The sequence below is a fragment of the Paraburkholderia sp. RL17-373-BIF-A genome, assembly GCF_046030175.1.
GTDB lineage: Bacteria > Pseudomonadota > Gammaproteobacteria > Burkholderiales > Burkholderiaceae > Paraburkholderia.
The window spans coordinates 74,037-91,492 of sequence record NZ_JARESO010000010.1; the positions used below are offsets into that span (position 1 = coordinate 74,037).

The following is a 17,456-nucleotide window of genomic DNA, read 5'->3' on the forward strand; positions in this document are numbered from 1 at the left end:
GACGCAGCGCGCCATATCAGGCCCGCCGTCGACACATGCAATGGAGAGAGACGATGAAGCGGTTTCGTGTGACCAGTGCGACCAGTATCGTTCTAGTGATGCTATGCATCATGTACTTCATCACCTACCTCGACCGCGTCAACGTCAGCACGGCGGCGGCGGGTTTCGGCAAGGAATTCCATCTCTCGCATACGGAAGTGGGCCTGGTGTTTTCGGCCTTCGCGTACCCGTATCTGATCTTCCAGATCATCGGCGGGTGGGTCAGTGATCGCTTCGGCGCCAAACGCACGTTGATATTTTGCGGCGCCATCTGGGGCGTCGCGACTCTGCTGACGGGTTTTGCGGGCGGCCTGGTTTCGCTGCTGGCCGCGCGCGTGCTGCTCGGCTTCGGCGAGGGCGCGACGTTTCCCGCCGCTACTTCCGCGATGGCGCGCTGGGTCGCCAAGGAAAAACGCGGCTTCGCGCAGGGCATCACGCATGCGGCCTCGCGGATCGGCAATGCGGTGGCGCCCGGCCTGATCGTGCTCGTCATGGCGACCTGGGGCTGGCGCGAGTCGTTCTATATCTGCGGCGTGTTCAGCTTGTTGTGGGTCGCCGTGTGGGCGATCACCTTCACCGAACATCCGAAAGATCATCCGCGTATCACGAACGACGAGCTCACCGCGCTTCCCGCGCCGAAGCCGAAAGTCGCCGGCGTGCCGTGGGGCAAACTGTTTCGCCGCATGTGGCCGGTCACGATCGTGTACTTCTGCTACGGCTGGACGTTGTGGCTGTTCCTGAGCTGGATTCCGCAATACTTCCTGCACAGCTATCACCTGCAACTTCAGAAGTCGGCGATCTTCGCTTCGGTGGTGTTCTTCGCCGGCGTGATCGGCGACACGCTCGGCGGCATCGTGACCGATTCGATCTTCACGCGCACCGGCAGCCTGAAACGCGCACGTAGCTGGATGGTGTCGGTCTGCATGTTCTTCTGCCTGCTCTCGCTGATTCCGCTGATGTTCACGCACAGCCTGTATCTGTCGATGGCGTGTCTCGCGTCCGGCTTCTTCTTTGCCGAAATGACGATCGGTCCGATGTGGGCGATTCCGATGGACATCGCACCGGAATACTCGGGCACCGCAAGCGGCATGATGAACACCGGCTCGGCACTGGCGGCGATCATCTCGCCGGTGGTCGGCGGTTTCCTGATCGACTACTTCGGTAGCTGGGAATTGCCGTTCGTCGGCAGCATGCTGTTGATGGCGATCGGCGTGGTGCTCGCGTTCCGCATGCAGCCGGAAAGCAAGTTCGCGCTCAACGCAGCCGATAAAACGCATGTTCCTACCGGCATGGGCGTTTGAGCGCGCTACACCGTTCCATCTTTCCGCCTCACGACACGACACTATGACGACAGCACTCAGCCGGCTTCTCGCCGATGCACGCCGCAATCGCGCCACGCTCGACACGTTGCCGCCGGAGCACACACCCGCCGACGCCGCCGCGGCTTATGCGATCCAGCATGAAATCCTAGACGCATGCGGCGCGCGGATCGCCGGCTGGAAGATCGGCGCGAAGTCCGAAAGCGGTCCGATCCAGGGCGCGCCGTTGCCCGACCTCGACTTGCATGCCGACGGTGCGCGTTTGCCGCGCGAAGTCTTCGCGCCGTTGGGCCTTGAACTGGAAATCGCGTTTCGCTTCGGACGGCGTTTCGATGCTTCCACCACGCCGTATAGCGAGGCTGAAGTGCTGGCGAGCATCGGTTCGATCGGCGCGACCATCGAAATCGTGGCGAGCCGCTACGCCGAATGGCCCGCTGTCGACAAGCTCGCTCAACTCGCGGATTTGCAGAACCACGGCGCGCTGATCGTGGGCGAATTCACGCCGTATCGCGAGGATTTTCCGTTCGTGGCGCCGTCGCTGCATTTCAATTTCGACGGAAACGATGTGGTTAAAGCCACGCCCGCCAATCCGGCCGGCGATCCGCGACGCCTGCTGACGTGGCTCGTCAATCACGCCACATCGCGCGGCATTGCGGTGACGCCGGAGATGGTCGTCACAGCCGGCTCCTACACCGGCATGTTCTTTCCGCAGACGGCGGGCACGGCGAGCGGGCGCATTGAAGGACTCGCGCCGGTCAGCCTCACGCTGTACTAGCCGCTTCCCTGTTTTTGCCATAGGCCGACGATATGACGAACCCCACTTCCGCTTTACTCGTCAAGCCGATCCATCTGGTTCCATCCGCCGCGCGCCTGACAAGTCCGCTCGCGCAGCATCTGCGCAAATCACTGCGCGGTGACGTGCTGTTCGATACGGCGAGCCGCGGCCGTTACGCGACCGACGCGTCGATCTACCAGATCACGCCGATCGGCGTGGTGGTGCCGCGCGACCAGGACGATCTGCGCATTGCACTGGAAATCGCGCGCAGCGAGAAAGTGCCGCTGCTCGCGCGCGGCGCGGGCACGAGCCAATGCGGCCAGACGGTCGGCGAAGCACTGGTGATCGACACGAGCAAGTGGTTGAACAACATCGTCGCCTTCGATGCCGAAGCGCGCACGGTGACGGTCGAACCGGGCGTCGTGCTGGATCATCTGAACGCGTGGCTCAAACCGCACGGTCTCTGGTTTCCGGTGGACGTTTCGACAGCCGCTCAATGCACGATCGGCGGCATGGCCGGCAATAATTCGTGCGGCTCGCGCTCGATCGAATACGGCAACATGGTGCACAACGTCGACGCGATCGACGCGATTCTCGCCGACGGCAGCGAAGCGCGTTTCGCCTCGTTACGCGAGGCGCCGCAAGGCGCGCGCTTGCAGCAGATACTCGCGGACGTGAAGCAGATCGCCGAACGCGAGCGCGACGAGATCGTGGCGCGCGTGCCGAAGGTTCTGCGCCGCGTGGCGGGCTACAACATCGACGTGTTCGATTGCCAGAACCCGCGCGCATATACCGACGACGGCGTCGCGAATCTCGCGCATCTGCTGGTCGGCTCGGAAGGCACGCTTGCGTTCAGCCGGCAATTGACGCTCAGGCTCGCGCCACTGCCCGCGTATAAAACGCTCGGCGTGGTCAACTTCCCGACCTTCTGGCAGTCGATGGAGCTGACGCAGCACATCGTCAAGTTGAAGCCAGTTGCGGTGGAGCTGGTCGATCGCACGATGATCGATCTCGCGATGAGCAATCCGGCGTTTCGTCCGGTGATCGGCAAGGCGCTGGTCGGTGAGCCACAAGCGATTCTGCTGGTGGAGTTCGCGGGCGAGGACCGCGACGCGCAACTCGCGTCGCTCAAGCAACTCACGGAACTGATGGCCGACCTCGGCTTGCCCGACTCGGTCGTCGAGATGCCGGACGTGAACGAACAGAAAGCGCTTTGGGAAGTGCGCAAGGCCGGGCTCAATATCATGATGAGCATGAAGGGCGACGGCAAACCGGTGTCCTTCATTGAAGATTGTGCGGTGCCGCTCGAACATCTGGCCGAATACACGAGCCGCCTGACCGAAGTGTTCCATCGAAACGGCACGGAAGGCACGTGGTATGCGCATGCGAGCGTCGGCACACTGCACGTGCGGCCGATTCTCGACATGCGGCGCGACGGCGCGCTGAAGATGCGCGCGATCGCCGAGGAAGCCGCTGCACTCGTGCGCGAATACAAGGGCGCCTATTCGGGCGAACACGGCGACGGACTGTGCCGCGGCGAATGGGTCGCGTGGCAATATGGCCCGCGCCTGAATCAGGCGTTCAGTGAGATCAAGGCGCTGTTTGATCCTGACAACCGCTTCAATCCCGACAAAATCGTGCGTCCGCCGAAGATGGACGACGCGCACAATTTCCGCTTCGCACCGGGCTACAAGGAACATCGCATCGACACGGCACTCGACTGGTCTGCATGGAATGTCGAACGCGATCCGCTGACAGGACAGGAGACCTTGCCGGGCAGTGGCAACGATCTGTCCGGCGGTCTCGCGAAGGCCGTCGAGATGTGCAATAACAACGGCCACTGCCGCAAGTTCGACGCGGGCACCATGTGCCCGAGCTACCGCGTGACGAAGGATGAACAGCACGTCACACGCGGACGCGCGAATACATTGCGCCTCGCGATTTCCGGTCAACTCGGCGAAGCGGGTCTCGCGAGCGACGACGTGAAGGAGACGCTCGATCTGTGCGTCTCCTGCAAGGGCTGCAAGCGCGATTGCCCGACAGGCGTCGATATGGCGAAGTTCAAGATCGAGGCGCGGGCGGCGCGCGTCAAGCGTCACGGACTGCGTCTGCGTGACAAGCTGGTGGCTTTTATGCCGCGCTATGCGTCGACAGCGAGCCGCATGCCGGGCTTGATGGCGCTCGCCGATAACGTGCCGGTGCTGTCCGCGTGGTTCAAGCGGTCCGTGGGCTTCGCGCCCGAGCGGAGCTTGCCGCGCTTCAAGAAGTCGTTCCTGGTTGATGCGGTGGCGGGCAGGGCGACACAAGGTGCCGCGCTGAAAGAGGTGCTGCTGTTCGTCGACACGTTCAACAACAACATGGAGCCGGAAAACGCGCGCGCTGCGCAGCGGGTGCTGGAGGCAGCGGGTTACACAGTGCACTTCAATACGCGCCAGGGTGAGCGGCCCGTGTGCTGCGGCCGCACGTTCCTCGCGGCGGGTCTCGTCGATGAAGCGAAGCAGGAAGCGCGGCGCATGCTCGATCTGTTCAAGCCATTCGTGGAGCGCGGCGTGCCGATCGTCGGGTTGGAGCCGTCGTGCTTGCTGTCGTTGCGCGATGAGTTCCTGCACTACGGCTTTGGCGATGAAGCGCAGCGGCTGGCGAAGCAGGCGCTCCTATTCGAAGAGTTTCTGGTGCGCGAGGAAAAGGCCGGACGTTTGCAGCTCGCATTGAAGCCGTTGGCCAAACAACAGGCGTTGGTGCATGGCCATTGCCATCAAAAGGCCTTCGACGCCTTCACGCCCGTGCAAACCGTATTGAAATGGATTCCTGAATTGAAGGTATCCACGGTGGAGTCGTCGTGCTGCGGGATGGCGGGCAGTTTCGGCTATGAGGCCGAGCATTACGCGACGTCGCGGGCGATGGCGGAACTGTCGCTGCTGCCGGCGGTGCGCAAGATGGATGGCAACACGCTCATGGTCGCGGACGGCACGAGTTGCCGGCATCAGATTCACGACGGCGCCGGCGTCGACGCGATCCATGTGGCGCGCGTGCTGGCGATGGCGTTGCAGTAAATGCAGTAGCAGCAGTAGCGCAGAACGCGCCGGCTCGCGCTCAGGCGGCGATAGCCTGCCGATACGCGGTCGGCGCCACGCCGACGCTCTCGCGGAAACGGTGGCTGAAATGGCTGGCGTTGGCATAGCCGCATTGCTCGGCGACCTGCGCGAGCGGGAGCGCCGTGGAGCGCAATAGCGTGCGGGCGCGTTCGAGCCGCTGCTGCGCGATCCACGCGGCGGGCGGCAGTCCGAACGAGGTGCGGAACATGCGCGCAAGATGAAATTCCGACAATGCCGCTACGCCGGCCAGCTCGCCGAGTGTGAGCGTCTGCGAAAGATGGCTTTCGATATAGTCGTGCAGCCGCCTGCGAGTCGCGACCGACAAACCCCCTTTGAGCGACACATCCGTGCGGCGCACGCCTTGCGCGCGCAACAGCAGACTCAGCACTTGATGCGCGGTCTCATTGGTGCGCAGCAAACCGTCGGGATCCTGCCAGTCTTCGTTCGCAAGCGATTGACACAACGTGGCGATGCGGGCGTCTTCGAAATACGTGCGATCGGCGAGCGTCAGTTCGCGCGGCTCGAGGTCGAGTTCCTGAACCGCACGCTGCGTGAAGTGCTCCGGAAGGAAGTACAGGTGCATGAAATGCATGTGGCCGCGCACCCACCAGCGTGATTCGTGGTCGCCGGGCAGCGCACAGAGCCGCGACGGCGCGCCGTAATGCCCCGGCATTTTCTGACGCTCGGTGCGATAGCCGCCGTCCAGATAACACGACAACGTGTGATGGCCGGGCCGATCGTAGACGGTCTCGGCTTCTTCCGTGTCGCGAGTCCAGACGGCGATGGCCAGCCGGTCGCCGAGCCACGCAAAGCGGTTTAGATTCGCGTTGGCGCTGCTCAGCGTGTGACACACCGACTGAAGGCCGAACGGCGATTCGGTGGGATGGGTCACAGGGGCGTGCGGTCTGGCGTTCACGAAGCGGGCGAAATACTTGTCATGACTGAATAAACGTCAGTATACGGCCGCCCACGCGCGGCGGCTTGCCACTCCGAAAAAGTGCGCAATCCTGGACAAGCGCGGCCGGTCTGGCTGCGGCATAGTGGGCTTCCGTATTTGCTGCCGCAGGCCTGACCATGAATTTGTCCCTCTATGCCGCCACCGTTTTGATTTGGGGCACCACGTGGATCGCGATCAAATGGCAACTGGGGGCGGTGCCGCCGCCGGTGTCCATAGCCTGGCGCTTCTGGATTGCTGCGCTGGTGCTGTTCGCGTTGCTGCGCATCATGCGTCGGCCGATCTGGCCGCCGCGCGCCGCATGGCGATTCCTGGTCGCGCAAGGATTGGCGCTCTTCTGCCTGAACTTTCTGTGCTTCTATTACGCGGAACAGGTGGTGCCGAGCGGCCTGGTGGCGGTGGTGTTTTCGACCGCGCCGCTGCTGAATTCGATCAACGGCCGCCTCTTCATGGGCCGGCCGTTGCAACCCACGGCGATTGCCGGTGCGGCGCTGGGGCTCGTCGGTATCGTGTGTCTGTTCGTGCAGCAGATGACGGGACACCTCGGCGATCACGCCGCGTGGTTCGGGCTTGGGATCGCGTTTCTTGGAACCCTGTGCTTTTCGGCCGGCAACCTGTTGTCGAGCCGCATGCAATCGATGGGTCTGCACCCGTTCGCCACGAATAGCTGGGCGATGCTGATCGGCGCCGGCGTCTTGACGTTGGGAAGCGTAGTGGCCGGTTTCTCGTTCGCCGTCGAGCCGTCCGCGCGTTATCTCGGCGCGCTCGCTTATCTCGCGATTTTCGGCTCGGTGATCGGCTTCACGGCTTATCTGATGCTGGTCGGGCGCATCGGACCCGAGCGGGCTGCTTACTGCACGGTATTGTTTCCGATCGTGGCGCTGGCGGTGTCGACGGTGTTCGAAGGCTATCAGTGGTCCGCGCTGGCCGTGGTCGGACTGTTGCTGGTGGTGGCCGGCAATCTGGTGGCGTTCGATCTCACGCGGCGTATCTTCGTGCGGCGAGTGCGGACTTCCTGAGGGACGTTTTCCCGGCGAGGCGGCGCGCTAATCGGCCGCCGTGCCGAGAGTGCTGGAGAGTCACCGTTTGCCAACGCGTCTCTTTATCAACGGTGATGATTCAGATTGGCAGGGCCGCACCTGCGGGCGATTGAGGTGAGTATTTTCGGGAGCCTGGAAGGCGGTTGAGAAAAGCTCCGGTGAGCTTTTCCGGGAGTGCGGAAATCAAGCAAAATCAAAGCTGGCACCCTCCCCATCACCTCCGCATTAACCACATGGGTAGACGAACCCACCCATCACCCGTATAATCCCAGCACCCTAACCGCGAAATCGCAGCTAGATAGGCCCAGTTAGAAGGGGTTCGATGCAAACTAGTAGCACTTTGCATCCGCTCTGACGCCGGTTGAAAACCCGGCATTCAAGAGGCGCCTCAAACCCCGTCGGACAAGCAGCCCAGCGCTGCTGCCCAATATCATCGATGGATCTGGCACCAGTTTTGCTGACTGGTCCGCCACCGAAGGCGAAATCACACCGCCTTCGCGCCGGGCAAAAACAAACCCCCCGGCACCACTCGGTTCAACTCGCGGCATCTGCCGCGTCCCGAACTTCCCATTCGCAGCGTCATCGTGACGCCTGTGCGGCGCGGCTATTTCCGCGCGCCGCTCGAACAAGGAGGCGCATCTTCATGATTCAACGTCCTGCCAGACTGATCGGCAGTCTTGTAGCCATCGGTGTCGTCGTCGCGTTGCTGTGCCGCGCGGTCGACCCCAGCGCGCTGCATCAGTACGCGCCCGATCTCGTCTACTACACCAAACGGCACCTGCTGCTCGTCGGGTACTCCATGGCGCTCGCGCTGCTGGTCGGCATTCCCGCCGGCGTATTGCTGAGCCGCCCGTCGCTCGCGCGTCACGCCGAACGCTTCATGCAGATCTTCAACATCGGCAACACGATTCCCTCGCTGGCCGTGCTGGCGATCGCGCTCGGCATCTTCGGCATCGGCGATATTCCGGCGCTCGTCGCGCTGTTTCTCGCGTCGTTGCTGCCCATCACGCGCAATGCCTACGAAGGCATGAAGAACGTCTCGCCCGCGCTGCGCGAAGCGGCTCGCGGTCTCGGCATGACGGGCTGGCAGTCGTTGTTGCGCGTGGAGTTGCCTAATGCCATGCCGATTATCATCGGCGGCGTGCGCACGGCGCTCGCGATCAACGTGGGCAGCGCGCCGCTCGCCTATCTGATCGGCGCGGACAGTCTCGGCACGCTGATTTTTCCGGGCATCTATCTGAACAACCAGCAGCAGCTTTTGCTCGGCGCGGCGGCCACCGCGATCCTCGCGCTCGTGCTGGACGGCATCGTCTCGGGCGGCAGCCGCTACCTGCTCGCGCGACGCGGGGTGACGGCATGACGAATCTGTTCAAACGCAGCCGCTGGCTCGCCGCCGGCGCATTGCTCTTCACGAGTCTTCAAGCGAGCGCGGCGACGCTCGTACTCGGCGGCAAAAATTTCACCGAGCAATACGTTCTTACCGAGATCACGTCGCAATACCTGCACGCGAAGGGCTACACGATCGACGCCCGCACCGGCCTCGGCAGCACGCTGTTGCGCAGCGCGCAGGAGAATGGCCAGGTCGATATCACGTGGGAATACACGGGCACCGCCGCGATCGTCTACAACAAGATCACTGAAAAGCTCGATCCGAAGACGATGTACGAACGCGTGAAAGCGCTCGATGCGAAACGTGGCCTCGTGTGGCTCGATTGCTCGCCGCTGAACAACACGTACGCACTCGGTCTGCCGCAACAAGTGGCGCAGCAAACCGGCATCCGCACGATTTCGCAACTCGCCGCGAAGATGGCGGCGGAGCCGAAAAAGAAACACGTGTTTGCGATGGATGCGGAGTTCGCCAATCGCCCGGACGGCCTGAAGCCGCTCGAAGCCGCGTACGGCATGCAGTTCAGCCGCGCGGAAACGCGGCAGATGGATCCGGGCCTCGTCTACACGGCGCTGCATAACAACCAGGTGCCGATCGGGTTGATCTACACGACGGACGGCCGCGTGAAGGGCTTCAACATCGTGCCGCTCGAAGACGACCGCCACTACTTCCCCGCATACAACGCCACGCCGGTGGTGCGCAAGACGACGCTCGACCAGAACCCGCAACTCGCGCCGCAATTGAACGCGTTGTCCGACGCGCTGAACAACGACACGATGCTGGAAATGAACAAGCAGGTCGACATCGACGGCAAGCCGGTGCGCGAAGTCGCGGCGGAATTCCTGCGCACGCACAAGCTGCCCTGAGCGGAGATCTTCTTTATGACTGTATTCGACTATCTATCGGCCAACTGGCCTGAATTGCTGCAACTCACCGCGCAACACGTGTGGCTGGTGGGAATCGCGGTGGGTTGCGCGATTGCCGTCGGCGTACCCTTGGGTATCCTTATCAATCGGCACGAGTGGCTCGCCGCGCCGCTGCTGAGCATTGCAACGGTGGTGCTGACCTTGCCGTCCATCGCACTGTTCGGCTTGATGATTCCGGTGTTCTCGCGCTTCGGCCAAGGCATCGGCGCAGTGCCGGCGATCACCGCCGTGTTCCTCTATTCGCTGCTGCCGATCATGCGCAACACCTACCTCGCGCTGCGCAATGTCGACGCCGGCATCAAGGAAGCGGGCATCGGTATCGGCATGACGGTGTGGCAACGGCTGCGGCTCGTCGATTTGCCGCTCGCCGTGCCGGTGATTCTCGGCGGCGTGCGCACGGCCGTGGTGATGAACATCGGCGTGATGACGATCGCCGCGGTGATCGGCGCGGGCGGTCTCGGCACGCTGATCATCCGCGCGATCGGCCAGAGCAACATGATGAAACTGTTGGTGGGCGCCGTGCTCGTGAGCTTGCTCGCGATCGTCGCCGACCTGCTGCTGCAAGCGCTGCAACGCTTGCTGACCCCGAAGGGAGTACAAAAGACATGATCGAACTCGACAAACTGACCAAGACGTTTACGCAGAAGGACGGCCAGCAGGTGAAGGCAGTCGACTCGGTGAGCCTGACTGTCGGCGAAGGCGAAATCTGCGTGTTTCTCGGCCCGTCGGGCTGCGGCAAGACCACCACGTTGAAGATGATCAACCGTCTGATCGCGCCGACTTCGGGCCGCGTGCTGATCAACGGCGAGGACACTTCAGGTCTGAACGAAGTCGAATTGCGCCGTCACATCGGCTATGTGATCCAGCAGATCGGCCTGTTTCCGAACATGACGATCGAGGAGAACATCACGGTCGTGCCGCGCCTGCTCGGCTGGGACAAGAAGCGTTGCCGCGAACGGGCCACGGAGTTGATGTCGATGGTCGCGCTCGATCCGAAGCAGTATCTGAAGCGCTATCCGCGTGAACTTTCGGGCGGCCAGCAACAGCGTATCGGCGTGATTCGCGCATTGGCCGCCGATCCGCCGGTGCTGCTGATGGACGAGCCGTTCGGCGCGGTCGACCCGATCAATCGCGAGTCGATTCAGAACGAGTTCTTCCAGATGCAGCGTCAGCTGAACAAGACGGTGATCATGGTGAGCCATGACATCGACGAGGCGATCAAGCTTGGCGACCGCGTCGCCGTATTCCGCCGGGGTCAACTGGTGCAATACGATCATCCGGATACGCTGCTGGCGCATCCGCGCGACGAGTTCGTCGGCGCGTTCGTCGGTCAGGACAGCACGTTGAAACGCCTCTTGCTAGTGAAGGCCGGCGACGCCGCCACCCAGCCGGAAACCGCGCATGCCGACATGCCGGTCGCGCGCGCATTCCAGATGATGGACGACAGCGACAGCCGCTATCTGACCATCGTCGATGGCAAGCAGCAAGCGCTCGGCTATGTGACGCGCCGCTCGGCGCGCGCGGGCCAGGGTGTGTGCGGCGATCATCTGACTGCATTCAAGGCGACGGTCAGCGCGGACGAGCATCTGCGCATCGTGCTGTCGAAGATGTACCAGTTCAATTCGTCATGGATGCCGGTGCTGGATGGCGACGGCCGTTATGTCGGCGAAGTCACGCAGGATTCGATTGCGGACTATCTGAGCTCGGGCCGCTCACGTCGGCAGACGGGTCAGCCGGCGATCGTGTCGCCTGCTGTCGCCGCGGCGGAAGCGGCGGCCGCGCAAGCTGCAGCCGCTGAGCACGTGTGATATTGGGGTAGTCAACAAAACGGCGTGAGCGCGGCGTCGCGAGTCGAATCGAGCACCGGCCACGGCGATGAATCGGCCGGCGGCGCGGTGGCCGTTCTCACCATGCCGGGCGCGCTTTCGAATATCTCGACGAGCCAGTCGACGAAAGCGCGCACGCGTGGCGAAATCTGGCGGCTCTTCACATACGTCACCGAAACGGGCACCGGCGCGGGCCTGCACTTCGGCAACACTTCGAACAACTTTCCCGACGCAAGGTACGGCGCGGCAACCGCGCGCCCAGGCTGAATCAAGCCGAGGCCTTCGAGTCCGCAGGCGAGGTAAGTGTGTTCGTCGTTCACCTGGATGAAGCTGTCCAGCTTCACCTTGCTCGCTCGCGCCGCCACGCTGAAGTCGAAGTCCATGCGGCGGCCGGTTTGCGTCGACAGCCAGTGCACGGCGACGTGATCCGAGAGATCGTCGAGATGGCGCGGCTCGCCGAATCGTGCGAGATACACAGGGCTCGCGCAGGTCACGCGTTCGATCGAACCGAGCCGGCGCGCGAGCAGGCGTGAGTCCGGTAACTCGCCTAACTCGATGTTGCAATCCACGCTCTCCCCGACCAGATCGAGCGAGCGATGATGCACGCCGAGCGCCAGTTCCACATGCGGATGCTGCGCATGAAACGAGGCCAATGCAGGTACCACGATCGACGCCGCAATCATGCCCGGCATGGCCACGCGCAAGCGGCCGCGCAAATTTTCAGGCTGGTTGAAAAGACCCGATTCGACTTCTTCGATCGCCGCGAGAATCTGCGCGCAGCGTTCGTAATAAGCGGCGCCTTCGGCGGTCAGCGTGACTTTGCGCGTCGTGCGCACCAACAGTTGCACACCGAGCAGCGACTCGAGCGCCTGCACGGTGGTCGTCGCGGTGGCACGCGGCACTTCGAGCGATTCCGCGGCGCGCGTGAAGCTGCTCGTATCGACGATGCGTACGAAAATCCGCATGGCCTGCACGCGATCTATCACGATGCTTCTCCGGTTGAGCGCGGCTGCTGGCGTATCAATCCCGCCGCGAGCAGCGGCGCAATCGCAAAGATCGCGAACAGCCATGCGGCGGTCTGTTGCGCGCCGCGCTGCGCGGGCAGCGTGGTGAGACCCGCGCCGTTCGCGACGAGGCCGGCGAGCGCCGATCCGAGCGCCATCGCGAAGAGTTGAATGGTGGTGATAGAGAGCGATGCGAGGTTCTCCTCGCCGGATTGCGCGGCGGTGAACACACGTGTCAGCAGATGCGGCCAGCCGATTCCGACACCCAGTCCAACGCTGACGAGCGCCGCGCACAGTGCCAGCGTTCCGCCTGCGCTGTCGAACAGGTCGGCTTGCGGCATCAGCCACGCGAGCGCGGCGAGACCGAGCGCTTCGACGATCGGACCCGCGCGGCTCAAGCGTTGCGCGGCCACGGCGGAACGTCCGGCGCTGAACACCGATCCGCACGACCAGCCGGCCGCCATCAACGCGGTCAGATAGCCGGCCGCGAGCGGCGAGCGGCCATGAATCGTCTGCAAGAAATACGGCACGAAGATTTCACTGGTCACGCCGATGCCGAGCAGGCTCATGCACGCATAAATACCGCCGATGCGCGTGCGAATCGAATACGACCCGCTCGGCAATAAGCGCGTACGCGTGCTGTCGCGTTCGAGTCTCGCAAGCAGCCAGACGAAGCCGAGGCCAACTGCGACGCCGATGGCGTTCCACACAATGTTCTCGCTCAAGGCGGCAAGCGAAATCACCAGAACAGATGCGCTGAGCAGCACGACCTTGAGCAACGGAACGGGCGCCGCCGCGCCGGTCGCGTGCTTGCCGTCCACCTCGCGATGCACGATCACGGCGAGCAGCAAGATGGCCGGCAGCAAGACCCAGAACGCGAGCCGCCAGTCGCCGAGTTCCGCGAAGACGCCGCCGAGCGCGGGCCCGCACAACGTGGCGACGCCCCACATGCCCGACACCAGTCCCATCGCGCGAGGCCACAGGCGCTCTTCGAACACGACGCGAATCAGCGCATAGCTGAGTGCGAGCAGTATGCCGCCGCCGAGACCTTGCAGCGTGCGCCCGGCCAGCATCCACGGCATGGACGGTGCGCTCGCGCAGACGACAGTGCCCAATGCGAATACGGCGAGCGCGCTGAAGTACGCGGCGCGCGCGCCGAGCACCGCAAGCAGACGCACCGACAACACCGAACCCAGAATCGACGCGACCACGAATAGCGTGGTGTTCCACGCATACATTTCCAGTCCGCCGATCTCGTGCACGACCGAGGGCAGGATCGTCGTCGCGACATAGACGTTGGTAGCATGCAGCGCGACGCCGCCAGCCAGCCCCAACGCCCGCCAGCCGTTGCTGCCACTGAGAAGATCGCTCCATGCGGGCGCATTCGATTGCAGATTTTTCATGTCGTGGACAGCCGTGCAAGGCTGGCTTATTATCCAAGTATTGGCTTGGATAATAATGGCACTCAATGAGATATGCAAACGAAAGCTTGGAAAATTCACCGGGCGTCGCGTCCGCTGCGACGATAGCCGCGCCGGTGGATCGCATCCTGAATCTGTTGAAGGTGCAGGGGCCGTTGTCGACGGCGTCGATCGCGAGTGAACTCGGCATCACCGTCGAGGCGGCGCGCCAGCAGATCCAGAAACTGCTGAGCGGCGGATTGATAGAAGGACGTCAGGCTTCGCAAGCGGGACCTGGGCGGCCGAGTCAAAGCTGGGCTTTGACGGAAGCGGGCAACGCGCGTTTTCCCGACACACATCCGCAATTGACGGTGCAACTGCTCGGGTCGATACGTCAGCTATTTGGCGAAGCGGGACTCGACAAGTTGATCGACCAGCGCGCCGTGGAAACGCGCGCGAACTATCTGGCGGCGCTCAAGCCGGTCAAAGGCCTCAAGGCACGGCTCGCGAAGCTGGCGGAGATTCGCAGCGCCGAGGGTTACATGGCGGAGTTGCACAAAGACGGACGCGACTGGCTGCTGCTAGAAAACCATTGCCCGATTTGCGCGGCGGCGCGAACTTGCCAGGGATTTTGCCGCACGGAGTTGCAGCTCTTCGCGGAGATTGTCGGCGAAGACGGTTCGATTGAACGCGAGGAGCATGTGCTGGCAGGCGCGCGTCGGTGCGCTTATCGCATCCGCGTAAATAGCAAATAGCACCGCATTTGTGCGCAGGCTTATGCGCTTCGGATTGTTTGGACAATTCAACATTTAATGCGAATTTTTTATCAATATATTTCCGATTTTTCTATGCGAGGATAAAACGCCAAGATTTACGCGTGCGCGATTGCGCTTCGTCCGCACGCCTGCGGATGCGCGCCGGACACGCCAGCTGTGCGCGCTTCGCACCTTGCAAGGAAATACCGTCGTGACATTGTTCTCTCGCCTAGGCGTGGCCGTTGTTATCTTACACAGTCTTATCCCGCTGAATGCGTCCGCGCAATCGCAACTCAATTACACCACTTCATGGATCGGTAATAGCTTTGGTTTCGGCGACGGCAAATGGATGCAGCAGGATATCCAGGCCATCAGCGTCGGCGCCGACGGCACCGTTTACACCAACGCGCCGTGGGACGAAAGCGGCAGTGAAATCGCCGCCTACCGCGCGGGCGACAAGATCGCCGTCGCCGGTTCGACGCATGGCTGGGGCGCGGCCGGTGGCGACGCGGTCGCGGTCAATCACACGTACCTGTATGCGGCGATGTCGATCGGCAACGAGAGCAACGCCCTGGTCGGCGCGGACTATCCGGCAGCCAACCTGACCTGGTACGGCATCACGCGCCGCACGCTCGCCAATCTGGCGACTGGCGCGCCGTTCAGCGGCGGTATTGGCAATAGCGCCAATGCGACGAAGAACAGTTTTCTGCCGCTCGATACGGTAGCGACCGGCAACGACGCGAGCATTCGCGGCATGGCCGCCACCGACAGCGAACTGTATGTGGCCGACACCTACGCCAACCGGATCGTCGTGTTCGACGCGAATTCGATGCAGCGCTTGCGCTCGTGGAACGTGACATCGCCGGGGCGCGTTGCGGTGGATACCGATTCGACGCTGTGGGTGATGAGCGGTGTCTCTTCTGGAAGCCTAACGATTCAGCACTATGCAGCTAACGGCACCGCGCTTGCCGGTACATTGACGCTACCGGCGGGCGCGGTGCCGGCTGATATCGCGGTCACGCCGGCGGGTCAAATCCTCGTCGCGGACAACGGTCCGTCGCAACAGATTCTTGTCTTCAACAAAGACGCTAACGGTCAACCGCAAGCCGCCGCGGCGATCGGCACGCGCAACGGCATCTTTCACGCGGTCAAGGGCGTGCCCGGCAATTGGCGTTTCAACGGCATGACGGGCATCGGCGTCGATCCCGCGGGCAATCTGTACGTCGCGCAGAACGGCGAAGGGCCGCGACCGGTCGGATCGGCATCGGTTGGACAAGGCGCGGTGCTCGAAAGCTATGTGTACAGTTCGCACGCCCTCAATTGGCGCTTGTACGGCCTCACGTTCGTCGATAGCGCCGCGTTCGATCCCGCCACGCCCAATTCGGTCTACACAGGCTCGAAGCGCTTCACGCTCGATTACAGCCAACCTGTCGGCCACGAATGGTCGTACGCGGGTTTCACGCTCGATCGTTTCGACTATCCGGACGACCCCACTTTTCACGAGCCGCGCGGCGTGCGTGGCGAGCCGATGGTGCGTCGAATCAACGGCCAGCCGTTTCTCTACACGCTCGATCCGGGCGCGCATTATCTGAACGTGTATCGCTTCGATGCCGCGCACGGTGAAATGGCGATTCCGTCGGGCCTGCTCGCGCAAAATCCGCTGCCGGGCACATGGCCCGCGGCGCAGCCCACGTATGGCGAATGGCTATGGCGCGACAGCAATGGCAACGGCAGCGTCGACGCCAGCGAGATCAGCAGCAATCCGTCCACCGGCAGCACCGTCGGCAACGGCTTCTGGTGGGTCGACACGCCGGGCAATGTCTGGCTCGCCACGCCGTTGAGCGGCATCCGCGAAATGCCGCTGCAAGGCCTCGATTCCGCGGGCAATCCGATCTACACGTACGCCAGCTCGAAGATGTTCGCGATGCCGCAGCCATTCACGCGGATAGCGCGGATCGTTTATATCGCGGCGACCGACACCATGTACATCTCCGGCTTCACCAGCGCGATTCCATGGGATGCGACGCATTGGAAAGAGGCCGGCCCGGTGCTCGCGCGCTATGACAATTGGAGTTCCGGCACGCCGACGCAGCAGTACACGATTTCGCTGCCCTGGAACACACAAAGCAATCCGCAAACGACGACCGTGGGCGTCGCGGTGGCGGGCAATTACATCTTCGTGGCCGAGCTGTACACGCAGAAGGTGGATGTGTACGACGCGCGCACCGGCCAGGCCGTCGGCTATATGACGCCGGGCGCGAGCGTCGGCAACACGAGCGGCTGGGTGGACGTGTATCTTGGCATCAGCGCGGCGCAACGCGACAATGGCGAGTACGTCGTCCTGCTCGAAGACGACGCCCGCGCAAAAATTCTGATGTATCGATGGACGCCTTAACGCGGATCGCGTTCGCCCCGTTCACGAATGGACGGCAACGCACGATCGGTATATAACAACATGAAAGGATGGCTTGTTCACCGCTGCATCAACAGGAGCGAAGTTTCATCATGACGCAAGACGTAACGCCTAAGCCACCCACGGGCGACCGGCCCGATCTGGAAAACCTCGACGCAGCGCTCAGTCACGTGGATCAGCAGGTATCGTCGGGCAGCATTGCATCCGGCGCCGCGAAGGGCATCCTGTATAGCCTGATCGAAACGCTCGGCACGTTTGTCGGCGATCCCGATCTGCCGGAGCATGCACGTTCGGGTTACGAAGGGCTGCTGGAAGCCGCTCGCGAGCTGCGCGCGAGGCTGGATCACTAAAGGCGATGGCGCGTTGCCGGTCGGCGGCGCGATTCGCATCGGCATGCATGCCGATGTCGAACGGCCGTTGCTCCTGTTTGGTGTGACGGCATAACGCGGCTGCGATTCATCATCGCATTCGGCCGCTGCATTTCGGCGCCGCCGCTGTCTATGATAAAAAGGCGCACTGTCT

The 17,456-nt window shown here is 62.8% G+C and carries 14 protein-coding genes; 11 read left to right on the plus strand and 3 right to left on the minus strand.

The window, feature by feature from the left end:
• Positions 1-53: 53 nt before the first annotated feature.
• Genes P0D80_RS14775 through P0D80_RS14785 form a run of 3 tightly spaced genes read left to right on the plus strand, consistent with a single transcriptional unit; the run spans position 54 to position 5,186 of the window.
• Positions 54-1,340 (plus strand): MFS transporter, encoded by a 1,287-nt coding sequence (locus tag P0D80_RS14775; RefSeq protein WP_408177621.1) that lies wholly within the window; start codon positions 54-56, stop codon positions 1,338-1,340.
• Between the two features lie 43 nt (positions 1,341-1,383).
• Positions 1,384-2,133, plus strand: a complete 750-nt coding sequence (locus P0D80_RS14780; RefSeq protein ID WP_408284801.1) for a 2-keto-4-pentenoate hydratase — start codon at positions 1,384-1,386, stop codon at positions 2,131-2,133.
• 32 nt (positions 2,134-2,165) lie between these two features.
• The gene (locus P0D80_RS14785) at positions 2,166-5,186 is read left to right on the plus strand and encodes an FAD-binding and (Fe-S)-binding domain-containing protein (protein WP_408284804.1); all 3,021 of its coding nucleotides are present in this window, start codon (positions 2,166-2,168) and stop codon (positions 5,184-5,186) included.
• Between the two features lie 40 nt (positions 5,187-5,226).
• Here P0D80_RS14785 and P0D80_RS14790 read toward each other — a convergent pair whose 3' ends face one another.
• Entirely contained in the window at positions 5,227-6,144 is a 918-nt protein-coding gene (locus tag P0D80_RS14790) for a helix-turn-helix domain-containing protein (RefSeq protein WP_494478661.1), read from the minus strand.
• A 158-nt stretch (positions 6,145-6,302) separates the two neighbouring features.
• Between P0D80_RS14790 and P0D80_RS14795 the strand changes: the two genes are divergently transcribed.
• The 5 genes from P0D80_RS14795 to P0D80_RS14815 all read left to right on the plus strand — a co-directional run bounded on the left by P0D80_RS14795 (position 6,303) and on the right by P0D80_RS14815 (position 11,344).
• Positions 6,303-7,202, plus strand: a complete 900-nt coding sequence (locus P0D80_RS14795) for a DMT family transporter (protein WP_408284813.1) — start codon at positions 6,303-6,305, stop codon at positions 7,200-7,202.
• 664 nt (positions 7,203-7,866) lie between these two features.
• Entirely contained in the window at positions 7,867-8,583 is a 717-nt protein-coding gene (locus P0D80_RS14800) for an ABC transporter permease (protein WP_408284816.1), read from the plus strand.
• Positions 8,580-9,476, plus strand: coding sequence for a glycine betaine ABC transporter substrate-binding protein (locus tag P0D80_RS14805; protein WP_408177627.1), 897 nt, complete (start codon positions 8,580-8,582; stop codon positions 9,474-9,476). Before P0D80_RS14800 ends, P0D80_RS14805 begins: the two co-directional genes overlap by 4 nt.
• A gap of 15 nt (positions 9,477-9,491) precedes the next feature.
• Complete coding sequence (locus P0D80_RS14810; RefSeq protein ID WP_408177628.1) at positions 9,492-10,145, plus strand: ABC transporter permease; 654 nt, start codon at positions 9,492-9,494, stop codon at positions 10,143-10,145.
• Positions 10,142-11,344: an osmoprotectant ABC transporter ATP-binding protein OsmV gene (locus tag P0D80_RS14815; RefSeq protein ID WP_132383468.1), complete on the plus strand. Its 1,203-nt coding sequence runs from the start codon at positions 10,142-10,144 to the stop codon at positions 11,342-11,344. Before P0D80_RS14810 ends, P0D80_RS14815 begins: the two co-directional genes overlap by 4 nt.
• Positions 11,345-11,355: 11 nt before the next feature.
• Here P0D80_RS14815 and P0D80_RS14820 read toward each other — a convergent pair whose 3' ends face one another.
• Positions 11,356-12,348 (minus strand): LysR family transcriptional regulator, encoded by a 993-nt coding sequence (locus P0D80_RS14820; protein WP_408284821.1) that lies wholly within the window; start codon positions 12,346-12,348, stop codon positions 11,356-11,358.
• Positions 12,345-13,769, minus strand: a complete 1,425-nt coding sequence (locus P0D80_RS14825; RefSeq protein ID WP_408284824.1) for an MFS transporter — start codon at positions 13,767-13,769, stop codon at positions 12,345-12,347. The genes P0D80_RS14820 and P0D80_RS14825 overlap by 4 nt, the downstream gene beginning before the upstream one ends.
• 65 nt (positions 13,770-13,834) lie before the next feature.
• Here P0D80_RS14825 and P0D80_RS14830 point away from each other — a divergent pair, with 65 nt between their 5' ends.
• The 3 genes from P0D80_RS14830 (at position 13,835) to P0D80_RS14840 (ending at position 17,284) form a co-directional block, all read left to right on the plus strand.
• Positions 13,835-14,521, plus strand: a complete 687-nt coding sequence (locus P0D80_RS14830) for a helix-turn-helix transcriptional regulator (protein WP_408284827.1) — start codon at positions 13,835-13,837, stop codon at positions 14,519-14,521.
• 211 nt (positions 14,522-14,732) lie between these two features.
• Positions 14,733-16,916, plus strand: a complete 2,184-nt coding sequence (locus P0D80_RS14835; protein ID WP_408284830.1) for an NHL repeat-containing protein — start codon at positions 14,733-14,735, stop codon at positions 16,914-16,916.
• Positions 16,917-17,026: 110 nt separating this feature from the next.
• On the plus strand, positions 17,027-17,284 hold the full coding sequence (locus P0D80_RS14840; RefSeq protein ID WP_132383474.1) for a hypothetical protein: 258 nt from the start codon (positions 17,027-17,029) through the stop codon (positions 17,282-17,284).
• Positions 17,285-17,456 lie beyond the last annotated feature (172 nt).